This window comes from Corynebacterium sp. c7Ub_26 (genome assembly GCF_053760365.1).
In genome coordinates, this window is record NZ_JBSNBL010000001.1 from 308,690 (window position 1) to 328,571 (window position 19,882).

General features: G+C 59.2%; 19 protein-coding genes. 15 read left to right on the forward strand and 4 right to left on the reverse strand.

Annotation, left to right across the window (positions count from 1 at the left end; translation table 11 throughout):
- Window positions 1-16: 16 nt before the first annotated feature.
- Window positions 17-292 carry a 50S ribosomal protein L27 gene (gene rpmA / locus ACWORE_RS01355; protein WP_012731987.1) on the forward strand — a complete coding sequence of 92 codons (276 nt, stop codon included), beginning with the start codon at window positions 17-19 and terminating at the stop codon, window positions 290-292.
- Here the strand turns inward: rpmA and ACWORE_RS01360 are convergent.
- Window positions 289-435: a hypothetical protein gene (locus ACWORE_RS01360; protein WP_455302190.1), complete on the reverse strand. Its 147-nt coding sequence runs from the start codon at window positions 433-435 to the stop codon at window positions 289-291. The two genes, rpmA and ACWORE_RS01360, sit on opposite strands and share 4 nt — an antisense overlap.
- Window positions 436-504: 69 nt before the next feature.
- Here ACWORE_RS01360 and ACWORE_RS01365 point away from each other — a divergent pair, with 69 nt between their 5' ends.
- From ACWORE_RS01365 to holA, 12 genes are all read left to right on the forward strand, one after another.
- The gene (locus ACWORE_RS01365; protein WP_455302576.1) at window positions 505-1,899 is read left to right on the forward strand and encodes an amino acid permease; all 1,395 of its coding nucleotides are present in this window, start codon (window positions 505-507) and stop codon (window positions 1,897-1,899) included.
- A gap of 56 nt (window positions 1,900-1,955) precedes the next feature.
- Complete coding sequence (gene obgE, locus ACWORE_RS01370; protein ID WP_448234211.1) at window positions 1,956-3,497, forward strand: GTPase ObgE; 1,542 nt, start codon at window positions 1,956-1,958, stop codon at window positions 3,495-3,497.
- A gap of 234 nt (window positions 3,498-3,731) precedes the next feature.
- On the forward strand, window positions 3,732-5,138 hold the full coding sequence (gene proB / locus ACWORE_RS01375) for a glutamate 5-kinase (RefSeq protein WP_406604830.1): 1,407 nt from the start codon (window positions 3,732-3,734) through the stop codon (window positions 5,136-5,138).
- Between the two features lie 100 nt (window positions 5,139-5,238).
- Window positions 5,239-6,570, forward strand: a complete 1,332-nt coding sequence (locus ACWORE_RS01380) for a glutamate-5-semialdehyde dehydrogenase (RefSeq protein WP_406604829.1) — start codon at window positions 5,239-5,241, stop codon at window positions 6,568-6,570.
- 13 nt (window positions 6,571-6,583) lie between these two features.
- Entirely contained in the window at window positions 6,584-7,219 is a 636-nt protein-coding gene (nadD, locus tag ACWORE_RS01385) for a nicotinate-nucleotide adenylyltransferase (RefSeq protein WP_296136677.1), read from the forward strand.
- A 118-nt stretch (window positions 7,220-7,337) separates the two neighbouring features.
- The gene (rsfS, locus tag ACWORE_RS01390) at window positions 7,338-7,805 is read left to right on the forward strand and encodes a ribosome silencing factor (protein WP_455302193.1); all 468 of its coding nucleotides are present in this window, start codon (window positions 7,338-7,340) and stop codon (window positions 7,803-7,805) included.
- Between the two features lie 9 nt (window positions 7,806-7,814).
- Window positions 7,815-8,615: a histidine phosphatase family protein gene (locus ACWORE_RS01395; RefSeq protein WP_296136136.1), complete on the forward strand. Its 801-nt coding sequence runs from the start codon at window positions 7,815-7,817 to the stop codon at window positions 8,613-8,615.
- Window positions 8,612-9,556, forward strand: a complete 945-nt coding sequence (locus ACWORE_RS01400) for a DegV family protein (protein ID WP_455302195.1) — start codon at window positions 8,612-8,614, stop codon at window positions 9,554-9,556. Before ACWORE_RS01395 ends, ACWORE_RS01400 begins: the two co-directional genes overlap by 4 nt.
- Before the next feature lie 140 nt (window positions 9,557-9,696).
- Entirely contained in the window at window positions 9,697-10,755 is a 1,059-nt protein-coding gene (locus ACWORE_RS01405; RefSeq protein WP_455302197.1) for a helix-hairpin-helix domain-containing protein, read from the forward strand.
- 13 nt (window positions 10,756-10,768) lie between these two features.
- The gene (locus tag ACWORE_RS01410; protein WP_455302199.1) at window positions 10,769-11,512 is read left to right on the forward strand and encodes a hypothetical protein; all 744 of its coding nucleotides are present in this window, start codon (window positions 10,769-10,771) and stop codon (window positions 11,510-11,512) included.
- A gap of 28 nt (window positions 11,513-11,540) precedes the next feature.
- Window positions 11,541-13,352: a ComEC/Rec2 family competence protein gene (locus tag ACWORE_RS01415; protein ID WP_455302201.1), complete on the forward strand. Its 1,812-nt coding sequence runs from the start codon at window positions 11,541-11,543 to the stop codon at window positions 13,350-13,352.
- A gap of 38 nt (window positions 13,353-13,390) precedes the next feature.
- Entirely contained in the window at window positions 13,391-14,401 is a 1,011-nt protein-coding gene (gene holA / locus ACWORE_RS01420) for a DNA polymerase III subunit delta (protein WP_455302203.1), read from the forward strand.
- 143 nt (window positions 14,402-14,544) lie between these two features.
- Here the strand turns inward: holA and rpsT are convergent, their stop codons facing one another.
- Both rpsT and ACWORE_RS01430 read right to left on the reverse strand, forming a co-directional pair.
- A complete protein-coding gene (gene rpsT / locus ACWORE_RS01425; RefSeq protein WP_012731973.1) occupies window positions 14,545-14,808 on the reverse strand; it encodes a 30S ribosomal protein S20 in 264 nt (87 codons plus the stop codon).
- A 309-nt stretch (window positions 14,809-15,117) separates the two neighbouring features.
- On the reverse strand, window positions 15,118-15,819 hold the full coding sequence (locus ACWORE_RS01430; RefSeq protein ID WP_455302205.1) for a type II toxin-antitoxin system PemK/MazF family toxin: 702 nt from the start codon (window positions 15,817-15,819) through the stop codon (window positions 15,118-15,120).
- A 91-nt stretch (window positions 15,820-15,910) separates the two neighbouring features.
- Here ACWORE_RS01430 and lepA point away from each other — a divergent pair, with 91 nt between their 5' ends.
- Complete coding sequence (gene lepA, locus ACWORE_RS01435; RefSeq protein ID WP_455302207.1) at window positions 15,911-17,758, forward strand: translation elongation factor 4; 1,848 nt, start codon at window positions 15,911-15,913, stop codon at window positions 17,756-17,758.
- Window positions 17,759-17,780: 22 nt separating this feature from the next.
- Here lepA and ACWORE_RS01440 read toward each other — a convergent pair whose 3' ends face one another.
- The gene (locus tag ACWORE_RS01440) at window positions 17,781-18,629 is read right to left on the reverse strand and encodes an HNH endonuclease family protein (RefSeq protein WP_455302578.1); all 849 of its coding nucleotides are present in this window, start codon (window positions 18,627-18,629) and stop codon (window positions 17,781-17,783) included.
- A 311-nt stretch (window positions 18,630-18,940) separates the two neighbouring features.
- Between ACWORE_RS01440 and ACWORE_RS01445 the strand changes: the two genes are divergently transcribed.
- Window positions 18,941-19,819 carry a hypothetical protein gene (locus tag ACWORE_RS01445; RefSeq protein ID WP_406604822.1) on the forward strand — a complete coding sequence of 293 codons (879 nt, stop codon included), beginning with the start codon at window positions 18,941-18,943 and terminating at the stop codon, window positions 19,817-19,819.
- Window positions 19,820-19,882: the final 63 nt, after the last annotated feature.

Genomic DNA, 19,882 nt, shown 5'->3' on the forward strand with positions numbered 1-19,882 from the left:
GGAGGGAAATCAACCAATGGCACACAAGAAAGGTGCGGCCAGCTCAAACAACGGTCGCGATTCAGAGTCAAAGCGCCTCGGCGTGAAGCGCTTCGGTGGCCAGCAGGTCAAGGCGGGCGAGATTCTTGTTCGCCAGCGTGGTACCTCATTCCACCCCGGCGAAAACGTCGGTCGTGGTGGCGACGACACGCTCTTCGCCCTGAAGGCAGGTGCAGTTCAGTTCGCTCGCAAGCGTAACCGTCGCACCGTCAATATCGTCGAGAACGTCGAAGCTGAGCCCGCCAAGGCCTAGTTCGCCGTCTCCGCAGCTCCTCCGGCGTCTGATCGTCCGGGGGAGTTCTTTTTATATGTGGAATAATGACCTGGCAGGTATGCCAAGCATTCCCACCCCACCCCAACCCCAATGATGTTGAGGGAGAACTCGTGAGCCACCACAGCCGGAATAGCACCACACCCCCTCACAGCGAATCTCTGGATCGCGGGTTGGAATCACGGCACATGAACATGATCGCCATCGGCGGCGCCATCGGTACCGGGCTCTTCGTTGCCTCGGGTGCCACCATTGCCGACGCCGGCCCCGGTGGCGCCCTCGTTGCCTATGGTGCCATCGGCCTCATGGTGTTCCTGCTGATGCAGTCGCTGGGGGAAATGGCGACATGTTCACCAGTGTCGGGAGCGTTCGCACACTATTCTCGCACCTACGTGTCTCCGTCCTTCGGTTTCGCCACAGGCTGGAATTACTGGTTCAACTGGGCGATCACCGTAGCCGCAGAGCTAGTAGCGGCAGCCCTGGTCATGAAATTCTGGTTCCCCTCGACGCCAGGCTGGCTGTGGTCCGCGATATTCCTCGCGCTCCTCTTTTCCCTGAATATCGCCTCCGTCAAGGGATACGGTGAAGGCGAGTTTTGGTTCGCGCTCATCAAAGTTGTTGCGGTGATTGTATTCCTGGGCATAGGCGTGCTCATGATTGCCGGAATCTTGGGTGGAAAATCCCCAGGGTTCTCCAACTGGACCCACGGCGAAGCACCGTTCAAAGCCGGATTCCTAGGCATCCTCAACGTCTTCATGATCGCCGGATTCTCATTCCAAGGCACGGAGCTCGTCGGAGTTGCGGCCGGTGAATCACGAAACCCGGATAAAGATATCCCCCGCGCTATCCGCAGCGTCTTCATCCGAATCATGCTTTTCTACATCGGCGCGATTGCGGTCATTGGGTTCCTCATCCCGTACACCAACCCCAACCTCCTTCGGTCCGACGTCGACAATATTTCCGTGTCACCCTTCACTTTGGTGTTCCAAAACGCTGGTGTTCTCGCCGCTGCGACCATCATGAACGCGGTCATCTTGACCTCGATTTTGTCGGCGGGGAACTCCGGTCTGTATGCGTCGACACGAATGCTGTACGCGATGGCGAAGGATGGTGTGGCACCCCGCATCTTCGCAAAAACGTCGAAACGTGGCGTGCCCCGGCCAGCACTGTTCGCCACGACGGCGGTGGGTTTGCTGTGCTTCCTCACGTCGTTGATTGGGGAGGGTGCAGCGTACGAGTGGCTGGTCAATGCGTCGGGTCTAGCCGGCTTCCTAGCGTGGATATCTATTGCGTGGAGCCATTACCGTTTCCGACGTGCCTACATCGCTCAAGGGAATGACCCTGCTGATCTGCCCTATCGTGCTCATTGGTTCCCCGCAGGGCCGATCGTCGCGCTGGTGATGTGCGCAGTAGTGATCATCGGACAGAACTACCAAGCGCTCTTCGATTGGTCTAGCTTCTCTACCATTCTGTCTTCGTACATCGGCCTACCGCTGTTCATTGCGCTGTGGGTGGGGCATAAGCTCACTACCCGCTCCCATATGGTTCCCCTCGACGATGTCGACATCAGTCGGCATCATCAGATGTAAGATCGGCAGCGCTTGATCCGGCTCACCCGAGCCGTTTCACGGAAGGATTAGAATTCATGCCTCAGTTTGTTGACCGCGTTGTGCTGCATGTCCGCGCTGGCGATGGCGGCCATGGGTGCGCGTCCATTCACCGCGAGAAATTCGTCCCTCTGGGTGGCCCCGATGGGGGCAATGGCGGACACGGTGGTGACGTCATCTTGGAGGTCAGCAACCAGGTTCACACACTCGTCGATTTCCACTTCCACCCGCATATCAGGGCAACCCGTGGCGGCAATGGGGCTGGCGACAACCGCAATGGAGCTCGGGGTGAAGACCTGGTCCTCCCCGTGCCCGATGGAACCGTCGTCACGGAACCCGACGGCACCGTGGTTGCGGATTTGATGGGTGTCGGCACCCGTTTCACCATCGCAGAAGGCGGTTACGGGGGACTGGGGAACGCGGCTCTCGTCTCCAAGGCGCGCCGGGCACCCGGTTTTGCTCTCCTCGGCGAGCCCGGTGAAGAAAAAGACGTCGTTCTTGAACTGAAGTCCATTGCCGACGTCGGACTGGTGGGCTACCCCTCGGCCGGGAAGTCGTCACTGATCAGCGTGCTCTCGGCGGCGAAGCCGAAGATTGCGGATTATCCCTTCACGACGCTCACGCCGAATCTTGGCGTTGTCAGGGTGGATAACGACGCTTTCACGATCGCGGATGTCCCCGGTTTGATCCCTGGGGCTTCTGAGGGGCGTGGCCTGGGTTTGGATTTCTTGCGCCACATTGAACGGTGCGCGGTGATCGCCCATGTGGTTGACCCGGCGGCCCTGGAAGCTGACCGTAACCCGGTCGACGACATTCGTGCGTTGGAAGAAGAATTAGCCGCGTACCAAACAGCGTTGGATCACGACACTGGGCTGGGGGATCTGCGTGATCGGCCGCGTGTCATTGTTCTGACGAAGATGGACGTGCCTGACGCGCGAGATATGGCGGAACTGGAAAAGGAGTCCCTCGAACAATTCGGGTGGCCCATTTTCACGATTTCGTCGGTCGCCCATGAGGGCTTGGACGAGCTTCGCTTCGGTCTGTGGGAGATCGTGAAGAAGTATCGGTCTGAGCACCCGGTCGATGAGGAACCTGTGGCGGTTCTTCGGCCCGAGCCTGTTGACAAGCGTCGAGGAAAACTGGGCCGCAAGAGCGCAGCGAAAAACGCCGGTGAGGATTTCGTCGTTCACACGGATAACGGCACGGACAATGAACTCGGCGGCTTCATCGTCGAAGGTAAGAAACTCGACCGCTGGATTCGCCAGACCGACTTCGAGAACGATGAAGCGGTGGGGTACTTGGCCGATCGCCTGGCCCGGATCGGTGTGGAGGATGCTCTCTTTGATGCCGGCGCGCAGCCCGGTTGCGATGTGACAATTGGAGACATCACGTTCGAGTGGGAGCCGACGACCTCGGCGGGGATCGATCGCACACCGGATAGTCGTGGTTCGGATGCGCGCTTGTCGCAAACCCATCGGGCGACAGCAGAGGAGCGCAAGCGGGCGTCGCAGGTTCGTCGTGGACTTATTGATGAATACGACCTGGGACAAGAAGCGTCACGCGAGCGGTGGGAAGGCTAAACACCGAAGAGTAGAGGAAGGGAATTGGCCGATCCGCGCGCGCTGTGACGCGCTCCACATCTCCCGCCATAATGCAAGGAAAAAGACACTGCAGACCGTCGATAATAGGCGGATGGGATATGACAGTTCCTCCTTTTCTTGCTAATACTGGATAGCGTGCTTGATGAGCGGCAGAGGACGTATGCCCTCATCTCTTCATCACTTTTCTGTTCTCAATCTGATGTATCAGGATCGATGCCTTCTTCTACCCAGACCCTGACCCCTGAACAAACGACTAATAACACGACAGATCACACGAACGCCGATAGCGACGTCGCACCCGACCATCCACAACCGTTTGACCAGGAAGTGTCGGGTCAACAACCCGACGCCGAACTCCCTTCGAACTTCCAGCCAGACGCACCTGCCCCTGAGGGAGTACCCATGCGTGACGATGTGCACGTACATATGCCAGGCCCGGTTGTTCCGGCCAAAGAATTCCAATTCCCGGACCCCGACCAGGGCATAGATGATCGTGCCGCTGGCCACGAATCCACCGTTCGTGAGCGCATTGCCGACGCCAAGAAAATCGTCGTCAAGATTGGGTCGTCCTCGTTGACGGATGACAACGGGGCCGTGTACCCGGAGGCCATGGACCGCATTTGCGATGCGCTGGAGGCTCGCATGGCCCGTGGTAGCGACGTGATTGTTGTGTCATCGGGCGCGGTGGCCTGCGGCATGAAACCGCTGAACTTGCCGACGAAACCCGCCGATTTAGCGACGAAACAGGCTGCTGCCGCCGTCGGCCAGGTGCTGTTGGCGCAAGAGTGGGGGCGGACGTTCGCCCGCTACGGCAGGCCCATCGCTCAGGTTTTGTTAACGCAGTCCGACGCGGGCCGTCGTGACCGCGCTCGCAACGCGCAGCGTACAATTGATCGCCTTCGCCGCATGCACGTCGTTCCCATTGTTAACGAGAACGACGCGGTGGCGACCTCGGAGATGCGCTTCGGCGACAACGACCGCCTGGCCGCGCTGGTGGCGCACCTGGTCTCTGCGGATGCGTTGGTGTTGCTGTCCGATGTGGATGGCTTGTACGATCGCAACCCGTCCTCGCCGGGTGCGCGCTTTGTGCCTGAGGTCAAGAGCGGTAACGATTTGAAGGAAGTCGCTGCGGGTGATGGCGGCAAACTGGGGACCGGCGGAATGGCTTCCAAGCTCTCGGCTGCACGGTTGGCCTCGCGCGCTGGCGTTCCGGTCCTGTTAACCTCCACGGCTAACATCGGCCCGGCATTGAATGATGCGGATGTCGGAACCGCGTTCTGGCCACGCGAAGAACGCTTGTCAGCATGGAAATTCTGGGCGCTGTATGCCGCCGACGCCAGCGGCACGTTGCGTCTTGACGCCGGCGCGATGAAAGCCGTAACGGAAAAGCACTCGTCGCTTCTTGCTGTTGGTATTCGTCGTGCCGACGGGGACTTCACCGCGGGTGACATCGTCGATATTGTGGGCCCGAAGGGGCAGGTCATTGGCCGCGGCGAGGTTAATTACGATTCCTCAACACTGGCGGACATGATTGGGCGGTCCTCGGAGGAGCTGCCCCAATACCTCCACCGTCCCGTGGTGCACCGGGATTATTTGTCCAATTTCGCTTCCCGCGCCTAGGTGGGGCAGTAGGTTAAAAGCATCGTGAGGACATCACGGCGGCGATTGATAACCGTTGATTACTGCGCCGTGATTGACAACCACAATGAGGAAAGGCTTCATGACAACACCTAGCCAGAATCCCCAGAACGACACCAAGACGACCGACCAGAACCCGAAGCTCGACGACGAGCGCGCACAGGAGCGCGCTGAGGTCCTCGATAAGGCTCAGCGTGCTCATGACGTTGCCCAAACGCTTCGTTTAACAACTGTCCAAAAGAATGAGCTGCTCCACCACGCAGCTGATGCATTAGTGAAGTCAGCGTCGGCAATTATTGAGGCGAATGACAAAGATGTTGTCGCTGGCCGTGAGAGGGGGATGTCCGAGGCTCTCATCGACCGCCTGGTTCTCGACGAGGATCGCATCGAAGGGATTGCTGATGGTCTGCGCCAGGTGGCTGCGCTGCCCGACCCCGTGGGCGACATTGTTCGCGGCTCGACTTTGCCGAATGGTCTGGAGCTCAAGCAGGTGCGCGTCCCGCTCGGCGTGATGGGCATGGTTTATGAAGCCCGCCCAAACGTGACGGTTGATGCCTTTGGCCTGGCGCTGAAGTCGGGGAATGTCGCGCTGCTTCGTGGCTCGAAGTCCGCCGTTCATTCCAATAGCGCGCTGGTGGATGTGCTCCGGCAGGCCTGCGCGGAGCAGGACGTGCCCGAGGATGCTGTGCAGCTGTTGCCCTGCACCACGCACGACAGCGTCCAGGATCTGATCACGGCTCGCGGCCTGGTGGACATCGTGATCCCTCGCGGTGGTGCCGGCCTGATCAACGCCGTCGTGACCGGTGCAACGGTGCCAACAATTGAGACAGGCACCGGAAATTGCCACTTCTACGTGCACAAAGACGCCGATCTTGCCGACGCCATCGCCATGGTGATCAACGGCAAGACCCGACGCTGCTCTGTCTGTAACGCGACCGAGACCGTTCTTCTCGACGGGCGCCTGCCTGATGAGGACAAGGTCGCTGTACTCAAGGCCCTCCAGAACGCGGGCGTGACCATTCACGGACGCCAGGAACTGCGTGACCTGGGCGTCGACAATGTGGTGGAAGCAGAGGAAAAGGACTGGACCTCGGAGTACTTGTCCATGGACATTGCTGCAGCGATTGTTCCCGACGAACAGGGCGCCGTGGACTGGATCCGCACCTATTCGACGGGGCACTCGGAGGCCATTGCCACACAGGACTGGTCGGCGGCGAAGGAATTTGAAGCTGCTGTGGACGCCGCGGCCGTGTACGTCAACGCATCGACGGCGTACACCGATGGTGAGCAGTTCGGTTTTGGTGCAGAAATCGGTATTTCGACGCAGAAGCTGCACGCGCGTGGTCCCATGGGGTTGCCGGAATTGACCTCCACGAAGTGGGTCATTTATGGAGAGGGACACACTCGCCCGTAGAGTTTCTTCTGTGATGCAGACATCGACGAACTATCCGCGCCTTGGAATTATGGGAGGCACCTTTGATCCCATTCATCATGGGCACTTGGTGGCCGCCTCCGAGGTCGCGGATCTTTTTTCTTTGGATCGCGTACTTTTCGTTCCGACGGGCCAGCCGTGGCAGAAGAAGAACCGCTCCGTGACGCCGGCTGAAGATCGCTACCTCATGACCACGATCGCGACGGCGTCGAACCCACGGTTCAGTGTGTCGCGGGTGGATATCGACCGCGGTGGCCCCACATATACCGTCGATACGCTCCATGATTTGCACGAGCGATACCCGAACGCCGAATTGTTCTTCATCACCGGTGCCGACGCTGTGGCGAGGATGGCAACATGGCGCGATTGCACCGAGATGATGTCATTGGCGACCTTCGTCGCCGTCACGAGGCCCGGGTATTCGTTGGAGAAGATGGAGCTAGGACCGTTGGGGGATAGTGTCACGATGGTGGAGGTGCCGGCTATGGCGATTTCGTCGACGAATATTCGCGCGCGTGCCCGGGCGAATCGGCCGATTTGGTATCTCGTGCCCGATGGTGTGGTGCAATACATTGCGAAGGAAAAGCTGTACCTGCCCTCGGGACACAGTGGGACGTCGAGTATGTGGTAGGCAATGGGTAGTGTCGTCCGTCGGGTATGTAGCAAGCTGGGTCCCGTGCCACAATGAGACTTTGCTTCCCCGCCGACAAGACTGAACAACAATAACGAAAACAATAACGAAGGATTTTATGGCTGCATCAGAAGAATCAGTGAGCATGGCGCAGATTGCCGCACGTGCCGCATCGGACAAAATAGCGTCGGACATCGTTGTTTTGGACGTGTCAGGCCAGCTGGTGATCACCGACTGCCTCGTCGTATGTAGTGGCGATAACGAACGCCATGTCATGTCTATCGCCGGCGAAATCGAAGACAAACTCGCCGAAGCGGGCCACAAGCCGGTCCGACGCGAGGGTAGCCGTGAAGCGCGATGGGTGTTGTTGGATTACAACGACATTGTAGTGCATGTCCAGCGCGAACCGGAGCGCGATTTTTATGGGCTCGATAGCCTCTGGAAAGACTGCCCCGTCATCGAGGTCGAGGGCATCGAACCATCCCAGCGCGGTGGGCTGTCTGATACCAGCGACGCTGCGCATCGGGCCGATGTGATTGATGACATTCCGCTGGCTGGCCGTGAACCCGACGCGGACGAAATCTAGGTAGTACCGATGGCTCGCCGCCTTATTCTTCTTCGACACGGCCAGACGGATTACAACGCCACTGGTCGCATGCAGGGCCAGATGGATACACACCTCAGCGACCTGGGGCGACGTCAGGCTCAGCGAACTGCTGATGAGCTCAGTCGGTGGGATATCCGCCGGGTGGTGACCTCTGACCTGTCGCGAGCAGCGGAAACTGCGGGACTTATTGCGGCACCTCATGGGCTCACTCCCGTGCTCGATGAGCGCTTGCGCGAGACCCATTTGGGGTCGTGGCAGGCTCATTCGCATGAGGAGATCGACGCTGCTCACCCTGGTCAGCGCGCGATGTGGCGGCATAATCCTCATTGGGCTCCGCCCGGGGGTGAGACCCGTCTGGAGGTCTCTGCCCGTGCCCGCAGCCTTGTCGATGAGCTCATGCATTCGTTCCCCGAGTGGGAGGGGGGCACGGTCGTGTGTGTGGCCCACGGAGGCACGATCGCCGGCTTGACCTGTTCATTATTGGGATTGCCGACGGACAACTATTCGTCGTTTTCGGGACTGGGGAATACGAGTTGGGCTCAGCTGACGGCGCGCCCACGTTTCCACTACGACCACTCGACCGTCCACAATTCCGGTGACCGACCGACGGATCCCGCGTTGGATACGACCCCGGTGGCGACGTTTACTGAATCTATTATCGACGATGCGCAGTGGTATTTGGACGCGTGGAACGCGTCCGCGCTGGGCATTCCTTTCGCTCCTGCTCAACCGGGTAATGAGGGCGTTGGTGTGACTCATACCAGGACGTCGATCGAGGGGCTGCAGTGACTGTCCGCGTCATCACTGATTCCTCATCGTGCTTGCCCATCGAGCGCGCGCGGGAATGGGGAATTACCGTCCTCCCACTGCACGTCGTTTCTTCCGATGACGCAAGTTCGACGTCGGGGCTGACCGCGTTGGAGCTCGCTGCGGCGTACGGCCGGGAGATGGAACGTTCTGGTGACGATGGTGTCGTCGCTGTTCATCTTGGGCAAAAGCTCAGTAGTACCTGGTCAGCGGCGGTGGCGGCCTCCGCGGTTTTCGAGGGAAAAGTCCGCGTTATTGAAACCGATTCGATCGGGATGCCGGTGGGGGAGGCCGCCATGGCAGCTGCCCGTGCGGCGCAGAATGGTGATGACCTGGAGGAATGCGCGAGACGTGCGTCGATGATCACTGGCCATTCGCAGTTGTTCCTCTACCTTGAGCGTACCGACGGTTTGCGACGCTCGGGGCGGATGAGCACGATGTCATCGCTGATGTCATCTGCGCTGCCCGTAAAATCGCTGTTTTCCCTGCAGGATGGCAGTTTTGGTGTTGTTGCGCGGACGCGGACGCAAGCCAAAGCCTTTACCCGACTTGTCGACATGGTGGTGAATGCTGCGACGCTGACTACCAGTGCCGACGATGAGGATGCCCCTAGTGCGGATTCCGGTGCGGATGCTGTCCCGACTGTTTCCGATGAGGCGGAGGGAAATTCGGAACCCGTGCGTATCTGCATTCACCACTCGGGTGCCGATGACCGTGCACGCATTGTTGGTGCGGGGCTGAAAAAGGCCTTGGAAGCGGACAAGACGTTCGTTGACCTGGGTAAACGATGGGGGGTAGATGAGCTCCCGGCTGCCGACGTAGTACTGACGCAGGCTGAGCTCTCTCCGGCCGTGGCGGTGCACACTGGGGCTGGAGCAATAGCGGTGTCGGTGATCAATACGCGTGACGCTGCTGATCAGTAGGGGGCGCTGTCGCTGGTTGGGCTGGCGGGGAACAGCGGGCGCTGTCAATATCTGTGGATAACTTCTTTTATCCACAACGTGGCTGTTTCTGCCGCTGATATGCCCAGCGATGAGGGACGGAGTTCTCTACTCTCCGGCTCATGAGTAGCAGCGGCAGTGTGGGGATGATGCGGGCGGACGTCGCCAATGAGACCAATGTGCTTGAGCGTGGACCAGATGGCTATATCTCAGGTGACTTCGTGCCACGGTCGAGACCACAGGACACCACCTTGCCCTCACCTGTCCATACTTCGAAGAGACCGGGGAACACCGCGGTTCGCGATCGAATCAGGATGTTCGATGCCGAACGCGCCGAGGGAGATAGCAACATTGCTCTTTATGACTTCTCCCGTGATGGACATGCCCGGCGCGGTCTCCGGCTTCTCCAGGGGATGTCGCCACGGGCGTGCGTCGGGATAGTTGTTCTTGGTGTACTCGTGGTGTCCACTGTGATCGGGTTCGCGTTGATGGGGGAGGACAATAGTCAGCGCCCCGTATCGAAGGCGGCGCAGGTGGTGTCGGCCGATGCAGAGACCCACCGTGGGGAGGCCAGAGAGAAATCCGATACGGAATCGTCGGACCACGGTTCAACGGGTGCATCGGCGCATAAGAAAGAGGCCGGGGCCCAGGAAGGTTCGCAAAACGGCTACGAGCCGGCATCACAGCCGATTACGGTCGCGGTCGTCTGCAACGTTGTTCATCCCGGCTTACTCTCTCTGGACGCCCAAGCCCGAGTTGACGACGCCATCAACGCAGCCGGCGGACTGACCGATCGTGGCAGGTGGGACGGTCTTAACCGAGCGCAAAAGCTACTCGACGGGCAACAAATATGCGTCGGAGAAGAAGGGAAAGACGGCACCATTATCGGCGGTGAACCGGCCGGGAGCGCAGGATCGCAACCGGGGGCACCGGCGGGAGGCGCGGGCGGTGGATCCGCGCCGGGCCAGGGGCCGCCAGCGAAGTCGGGTGGCGGGACGAATATCAATACGGCAGGCGAAGCAGAGCTGACCGCCATACCTGGTGTGGGGCCCAAAACGGCGTCGGCGATCATTGCCTACCGTGAGCAGAACGGGCCGTTCCGAAGTATCGACCAATTGGCGGAAGTTAAGGGGATAGGCCCCGCAAAACTGGCCGCGATGCGCGATGCCGTCACGATCTGACAACCCGCCTTCTGTGGGGGACAGCCAGTCCGCACGTCCGAACCGTGAGAAAACAAAAGAACGGGTTCCGCTGGATGGCCGGTTACTGCCCTGCGCCGCCGGTGTATGGACAGCGAGCGGTGTCGTGGTGTGGTTCCGATGGGGAACACCAGAAACGGTCAGTTTTCACGGTGATGGTGGCTTTATTGCCTGGTGGCTCGGCCATCCCGTATCCGCTGTGGCGGTGTGTACGGTACTAACAGTAGTTACGGTGATCGCTGCACGCTGGTACATGAATCGCCGTCAAGGTAGCTACGGCATGGGGATGACTAGCGGTGCGCGTCGCTCATGGGAGTTGCAGCTTCTCATGATGGTTGTCGGCGCCATCATCGGAGGGGTCAGATCGATCTACGCCATCCGTCGCTCGTCGAGCCATTGGTTAGCCCACAAGCAGGGCGGCCATCTGCTCATCGACCCATCCATGGACTGCACCGCGACGTCCTACCCACGTCGGCTTCCCGAATCGCCCTTCGCGCCGGAGCAGGAACGGTATGGCGTATCGGTATCCTTCAAGGGAATGCCGTCGGATATTTTCGTCTCAGGTGGGGCTGAGCTTCGTACAGTTAACCCTGGTCAGCGCCTTGAAGGGCTCGTGTCAGTCAAAGAGGCTTTCCAGCCAGGCACTGCACCAATAACGCTCTCATCTGCGGGACACGGTGGACCGGGCCGGGGCTTACATGTCGCGCAGCAGTCTCCGTCGTGGCCGATGGGGTGTTAGCCGGTTATGGGATGTCGTATGCCATGCGATGTCCGCAGTCCATCGGGAGTTCCTTGAGGCCTCGCGTCGCTATGTACCCGAGGATCTGCAGGGCTTGGCTCAGGGGATGGTGATTGGCGATACGTCGTTACAATCCGACGACGATAAAGCAGCTTTTGTCACCTCTGGCCTCAGTCACCTATCCGCGGTGTCCGGGGCGAATGTTGCGATCGTTCTTGGAGTGGTTGCCGCGATCGTGTCCACCGAGCGTCCGCGTGTTCGCTATCTGTCCGCGGGCTGCTCATTGGTAGGGTTTGTCCTTCTCATCGGATTGGACGCATCTGTGTTGCGGGCGGCTGTCGCAGGGAGCGTGGGGCTTCTTGCCACGATGGCGGGGAGGCGTCGGCAAGCGTTGCCCGCCTTGTGTGCGGGGATTATCGGTCTCGTAGTATGGAACCCGGATATGGCTGTGTCCTTGGGATTTGCTTTATCGTGCGCTGCGACTGCCGGCATTATCTGTCTTGCGCCACCGTTGTCCGATGCCATTGAGAAGGTCGCGGTGCGTGTACTGACTGTGTGTGGGAAGTCCGGTGAGGTATCGCGACGTGCTCGGGCTATCATCACCGGGTGCGCCGTATGCGTAGCTGCAGATGTGGTCACTCAACCGATTATTTTGCTCGTTATTGGCCGAACCTCGGCTCTTTCGATCGTGGCCAATTCCTTAGTCGCATTTGTTGTCGCGCCCGTAACCGTCATCGGGACCATCGCGCTCGTTCTGTGTGCGCTCAGCGTTGTGGCTCACCTTGTGGGAGCACGTGCGGGAACAGTCTGTGAAGCCATTCAATGGCTCAGCGAATCGTTCTGCCGTGGAGCCACTTGGCTGGCGTCGGTAGGCATGGGCGTATGCACACCGGTTTTGTGGTGGATTCGCTGGGTCGGGCACACGATAGCCAAGTGCGAGGCCGCCCAATTGGTCGTCGGATCATCACGTTCAGCAATCATCGTTATTGCATCAGTTGTCGGGTCTTGTTTCCTCTTATCGACGCTGTGGTCAGGTGGTTTTCTCTCACGGCTGGTATTCAATCGCCCCGGTCCGAGAGTCGTTTCTGCGCAAAGACGGCTCCAGCGATGGATGAGGAGGAGGTGGATCACAAGCTGGTGGGCGAGGGCTCTGGGAAGCGCCGGAATTGTGGCGGCCGCCATGTCGACGTGTGTAGCAGCAACCGGTGGTACGACTGCGGGTGAGCGCGATCGCTCCGGAGAGTTCTCCGCGGGAGTGGGCACGACGGCTGGGGGAGCGAGCAACCAGGTATCGGAGTACGCGGTGCGACCACCCCTCGACGCCTTCGACCGCCTCCGGGCCATGACCCACCTCGTGAGGCCCCCTTCGTTCCCTCCGTCTCAGTGGACCGCCGCAGTATGTCCATTTTCGCCCAGCATCTCGGTGGTGATGTGGCCAGACAGTCACTACATCCTGGCCACCGTCGACAAACAACCTCCCGTACTCGCTGATGATGTGACCTCTGATGTGGCCTCACGCCTCCAGCGAAGAATCAAAGATTGTGCCCACGAGCTGAAACTATCCTCTCGCAATCTTGTTGCCGACGATGCCTCACACCGCGCTGACGGGGAATTCATCGCATTCGTCGGTGATAAAAAACAGATCGATCCAGAGTCGTCCTCCGCACGGTGGTTCATCATCACCAAGCCGACATCGCCATCATCGCATTCGGGTGCCGGTATTCAATCCTTTCGCCCGACCCAACTGGCCAATGGAGTACCGGTCACCACGCTTGTCGACGAAGGCATTGTCGTCTTACGCAGCACCGGACAAACCTGTTCATGGAGGTTCTGCCCCTGAGCCGCGCTGTGTCCCCAGCGGTCAGTAGACTGACGAGCATGGCACCATCATGGAGGTCACGCACCACATTCGACCCTGCAGAGGGATCCGGCGCGCCCGCACCCGTACACATCATCGTCGGAACAGAAGATTTCCTCGCCGACCGTCACCGCCATGCCATCGTCAAACGTGTCCGCGAGAACTCGCCCACCGGCGATGAACTCACCGTCACCACAGTTCGCGCGGGAGATATCACGGGCCCTGAGCTCACCGAGCTCCTGAGTCCCAGCCTCTTTGGTGAAGATCGCATCGTCGTCATTACAAACATGAATGATGCAGGTAAAGAGCCGGCATCGCTCGTGCTTGCTGCTGCGAAAGACCCCGCGCCGGGCATCACCCTGATCATTCAGCATTCGGGTGAAGGCCGGACGAAGGCCATGGTGTCCAAACTTCTCAAGCTTGGCGAAGAACACCGGGCTGACGCCATTCCGGTCCGTGAACTGCCCACTTTTGTGCAGTCAGAATTCCACCGCTTCCGCGTGCGGGTGAGCCCGGACGTTGTCTCCGCCCTCATTGAAAGCGTCGGTTCCGACGTGCGCGAATTAGCGTCGGCAGTGAGCCAGCTGGTCGCCGATAACGACGGGAACGTCGACCTCGAGGCCGTGCGACGGTACTACACCGGTACCGCGGAAGTCAGCAGTTTCTCCATTGCCGACGACGTTATCGCCGGCAATGTAGACCAGTCGGTGGCAAAAGTACGTCGGGCGCTTCAGTTGGGAGTGGCTCACATGGCGATCTCGACGGCGGTGTGTCGTGGGATCAGCGAGGTCGCTCGGCTTAGTGGGAATAGGCGTATTGACCCCTATCGTGATGCGTCGCGGTTAGGAATGCCACCGTGGAAACTGAAAAGGACAGCGCCGATAGCTCAGAGATGGTCGCAAGCTGCAATCGCCGAGGCCGTGCAGGTTGCCGCACAGATGGAAGCGGGGATTAAAGGTGCCGCGGGTGACCAAGACAGTGCTGTTGAACTAGGTGTTCGGCGTCTGGCGGAGCTTGCACGGATGAGATGACCGCGAATGAAATAGCTGCGGACGCAATGAAAAACCCCGCTCCAGGCGGAGCGGGGAACACCCTGGTCAGCGGGCCTAAAGACGGGTGAGTGAGAGATCACACGGTCTTGCCGCCCACACGAACCAGTGGACTCGTAGGAAAATTAGTCCATTGAGTTGAACAACTTAGCCATCGCAGACTTCTTGTTCGCCGCGTTGTTGCGGTGAAGAGTGCCTTTAGTGACGGCTTTGTCGTACTCGCGGGAAGCCAGGCGAAGCTGAGCCTCGGCACCAGCCTTGTCACCAGCAGCGACGAGCTCACGGAATTTGCGGTTCTCGGTGTGCAAGCGCGAACGGATGGCCTTGTTGCGCTGACGGGCCTTTTCGTTTGTCTTGATGCGCTTTTTCTTGGACTTAATGTTTGCCACGGGAATTACCTCTTTCTCTACGCTTGTCATGCACTGGTTGCGCATGACGCGATCTACCACAACTCTTCATGTCATTTCTCATGTGAAGAGCATGTGGAGGGCGATATAAGGGCATCGGCCCGTGAAATCAGCCCGTGAATGAGCGACCTTCAAGAACAAACCCAAGGTCCTGCTTGTTCCGGCTCATCGTCCACATGCGCGGTAGAACTCCAGGACACTCTACAGTGCTTCAAGAATTGCGTCCAATATCAGCGCTGCCAACCCAAGCTAAAACCGGCTAACGGCGACTGGCGCCTACGCAGCCCACCATTAACGCCAGTTGTAGTCCGTCCGCAGTCGGCTGGCGATGCGTTCAAACCGCCGCCGTGGCAACACCGTCCCTTTCCGACGAATCATGTGGTCAGGAACCTCGATAATCTTGTCTAACCGAACCCATGCGGGCCGGCCCTGCATGTCCCAACCCCCGGCGCCGATCTCCAGCCAGTTGTTATCGGTCGAGTGCTCGTCATTCGTCGAAATGAGAAGCCCGCGGATGTATCGCTCGTGGTGACCGAGAATAACGATTGCTCGTTCCCTGCCATCCGATTGCTTGTTCGGGGAATGAACCCAGACGACTTCGCCAGGATCGGCTTGCCCATCCATATCGGGCGCATAAATCAGCGTAGAGGCGCAGGCACCGGTGGGCCGTGCGAGAACCGGCTCATCCTCGTTGTTAAACGTCGATACGCTGGAGTCCGTCATACCTAGCCCCTGCTGCAGTGAAGCAAGGCCTTGGGCCAGGGCACCTTCGTGGTGGAATGGCCGCGAGAATGACGTCGGCACGCGACGAGATCGGCGTGAAGAGTGCGAGCGTCCGGCTGCATCAGGGAGTTCGAAGTCGTCGTCACTTGTGGTTGCCCGCTTGTGGGCAAGAAAGCCGGTGATGTGACGGATCAGGGAAGACCGCTGCGTGTGGCGTTCGGGCTCAGAGTCGTATGAAAATGGGCCCGAATTTCCTCGCGGTACGAACATGTCCCCACAATAATTCGGTGTGAAAAGTGGTGCAATCCAACGTCTAGTACTGTGATCACCGAGTACTGACGGAGAGGATCACAGCTCTTTTATGGCCACCAACTACGCGGAAACAACGTTCACCGACCCGGAGCGTATCCGGAACTTCTGCATCATCGCACACATCGACCACGGGAAATCGACCTTGGCGGATCGAATTCTGCAGCTCACCGGGGTGGTCGGTGATCGTGACATGCGCGACCAGTATCTGGACAATATGGATATTGAGCGCGAACGGGGCATCACGATTAAGGCCCAGAACGTGCGCCTGCCGTGGGTCCCTAAAACCGGGGACCATGCGGGTGAGCAGATTGTGCTCCATCTCATCGACACTCCCGGTCACGTCGACTTCACTTACGAAGTATCGCGTGCTCTCGAGGCGTGTGAGGGTGCCATCCTTCTTGTCGACGCAGCTCAGGGCATTGAGGCGCAGACTCTCGCGAATTTATATCTCGCGATGGAGAATGACTTGGAAATTATTCCGGTCTTGAACAAAATTGATCTTCCCGCGGCGGATCCCGACAAGTTTGCCGACGAGCTGGCGCTGATCATCGGGTGTGAACCCGAAGAAGTGTTGCGGGTCTCGGCGAAGACGGGCGACGGCGTCCCTGAACTGTTAGACAAGTTGTGTGATGTTGTTCCTGCGCCGACGGGGGACGCGGATGCGCCTGCCCGCGCGCTGATTTTCGATTCGGTGTACGACACCTATCGCGGCGTCGTGACCTATGTCCGTGTAATGCATGGTCGGCTGAAGGCCCGCGAGAAGATTCAGATGATGTCGACGGGGGCCACGCACGAAACGCTGGAGATCGGCGTTGTGTCGCCGCAGCCGAAGAAGACCGACGGTTTGGGTGTCGGCGAAGTGGGGTACCTCATCACGGGTGTGAAGGATGTGCGCCAGTCGAAGGTGGGCGACACCGTGACTGTGGTGAATGACTCTGCCACGGAACCATTGAAGGGTTATGAAGAGCCGAAACCGATGGTGTATTCGGGGTTGTTCCCGATTTCGGCGGACCAGTACCCGGATTTGCGCGACGCTTTGGAGAAACTGCAGCTCAATGACGCCGCGTTGACCTATGAGCCGGAGTCGTCCGTGGCGCTGGGTTTCGGTTTTCGGTGTGGCTTCTTGGGCTTGCTCCATATGGAAATTACCCGTGCTCGGTTGGAGCGCGAGTTCAATTTGGATTTGATTTCGACGGCTCCGTCGGTGGTGTACCGCGTGGTCACGGAGGCGGGCGAAGAGATCAAGGTGCGTAATCCTTCGGATTGGCCTTATGGAAAGCCGCGGGAGATCTACGAACCCATTGTGAAGATGACGGTGATCGTTCCGGCGGAGTTCTTGGGTCCGACGATGGAGCTGTGCCAGTCCAAGCGCGGTCAGATGGGCGGTATGGATTATCTGTCAGAGGACCGCGTCGAGCTGCGGTACACCATGCCGCTGGGAGAGATCATCTTCGACTTCTTCGACATGTTGAAGTCCCGCACGAAGGGCTATGCGTCCTTGAACTATGAGGACGCGGGCGAACAGATTGCTGACCTCGTGAAGGTCGACATTCTTTTGCAGGGCGATCCGGTGGATGCGTTCTCTGCCATCGTGCACCGGGACAATGCGCAGTGGTACGGCAATAAGATGACGACGAAGCTCAAGGAACTTATTCCTCGTCAGCAGTTTGAGGTACCGATTCAGGCTGCGATCGGTTCGAAGATCATTGCGCGCGAGAATGTCCGTGCTGTTCGCAAGGATGTGTTGGCCAAGTGCTACGGCGGTGATATTTCTCGTAAGCGCAAGCTCTTGGAGAAACAGAAGGCCGGTAAGAAGCGCATGAAGAGTATCGGTTCTGTCTCGGTTCCTCAGGAAGCGTTCGTTGCGGCCTTGTCCACGGACGAGGGCAAGAAGTAGGCCGCGCCGGGCTGTGGGGGCGCTACACCGCGCACTGGTTAAGCACAGCGGTGAGCGCCTCTTTCTCCTGTCGTGTGACCCGTAGATGGTATTTCGACTTCACACGAACCTGTCGGTCAGCGTACCCGCACCGGTAGGCGGTGTTCGGCGGCATCCACTCGGCGGCGTCTTTGTCAGATTTGGCGTTGTTAGTGGGGCCGTCCACGGCGAGCAAGTTGAGCGGATCGTTGGCGAGTGCAGTGCGCGCGGCATACGGCAGGGCATAGGCGCCACTGGCCCAGGCATTAGATAGCGCGACAACGTGGTCGATTTGTACTGCCTGCGAGGTTTTCTTCCCACGGTGGAAATCGATGGTGTTGCCCGTGTAGGGGTCATGTAATTCCCCCGTGAGAACGACGCATCCCTGTGGCGGTTTCGTCGTGATGTCTGTGAGGTCTCGGTGGAGGATGTCATTGCGGGTGTCACAGCCGTTGCGGTCCACGTCCGCCCATGACGGGCCGAAATTCTTACGTTGGTATCGCTCTGCGCCACCACGACGCGGTGATTCAGGCAGCGCTGCGAGAAGTGCGTGAATGTCGCCGGTGGGGAAGGGGACATTCAGAGCTGTGAGTGCATCGGCGCTTTCTTGTTTGCTCAGCTGCCCGATGTGTTCAGAACGTGGGGAACCGGGGAACGCAGCACCTGCCGCGGGTGGTTCATTAGCGCCTTGATCAGGAGAATCGGCGGGCGACGAGCCATCGTCGGCTGAGCCATTGTCGTTTGGTACAGTGCCGTCGTTTGCGGGAGCGGCATCATTGTTAGCCGGAGAGCTTGCCGAAGATGAACCGTTGTTGCCCTGTGTAGCGATGTCGCCGCAGCCTGAAAGGGGCATCACAAGGCCGAGGCTTAGAATAATGCCCACCAGCGCTGAGAATGAATAGTGGGAAAACAATGGTCCACGGTGGCTGGAACAATGTGCTCGCGTCGTTCGCATGAGGGACATCATACACACAAAATTCGAACTCGAGTTCGGATAGGGGTGACGTGGGAAAACTGCGGATAAACCGTCGGGTGTCGCCGTCATTCACAGTGACCGCGCTTGTCGCGATGGCCTCTGTAGTGAGTTTTTCTTCCTACCCGTACCTATCTCGTGCAGCGAAATGGGGGTGTCCTATCCCGGCGTTGTCACGTATTGTCGGTGATATGAATGCTCCCCATGGTCGACGTCGCCAACCCGAGTTAACGGGAACCCACGAGGTGTCCCAGTCTCGTGGCCTCTTTGGGAGTACCGATTGTCGACGGATCATGCAGACCACACGACGCGGAGCAGGCATCGCGGTGGCTGTCGGGATTATGGTCGGCGGTGGTTTAGCTGGGTGTAGCAGCAGCGATGACGTTGCGAATTCTTCCCACGATCACACATCTGTAGCGTCGGCAACCCAGTCGCAGGCTCATTCTCCCTCGAACTCGCGTGCACCGCAGCCAGCGACAGGGGCCCCGCAGGACAACCCGCATCCCAGTCTCAATTCGACGACGACCAGCCGTCATAGTGGCACGCAGCGCGGTGCGACGAATGGAACTGCCCAGCAACAACAGGGCGGTGCTCAGGGGAACCGCGCAGCATCGCCACGAACCGCTAAGAATGGGACGGCAACTCCCAGGGCCGGCAGTGACGCAGCAGGTGGGGCCACAACCACGACCCCACCAGGCCGGACGGTATTTCAGAGCCCCAGCGGCAACATCGTGTGCCAGTTCCGCGGGATGGATGACGATGGCTGCGATGTCCATCAGCACCCCCGGTGGGGCGACGAAAACCGGTGCCCATATCTGGGCGTCGAAGCGAGAAATGACACCATGATTGGCTTCCGTCGAGGCCCCGACGCGGAACCATGTCACTGGCTCTTGCAGGGAGAGTTCCCACGGACAGGACCTGTGCTGCCTTATGGTCAATCGAAAACAATTCCAGTCCAGGGGAACTACACAACCACCTACACATGCACATCGAAGGCACGTGGAATGACGTGTACCAGCGCTGAAGGACACGGCTTTTTCGTCAACGACAAGCAATATAAAACCTGGTAAACGCCTTTACACTGGCGCGGGGGCTAGTACGAGGTTGGGCACTGGGCGAACACGACTGCCACT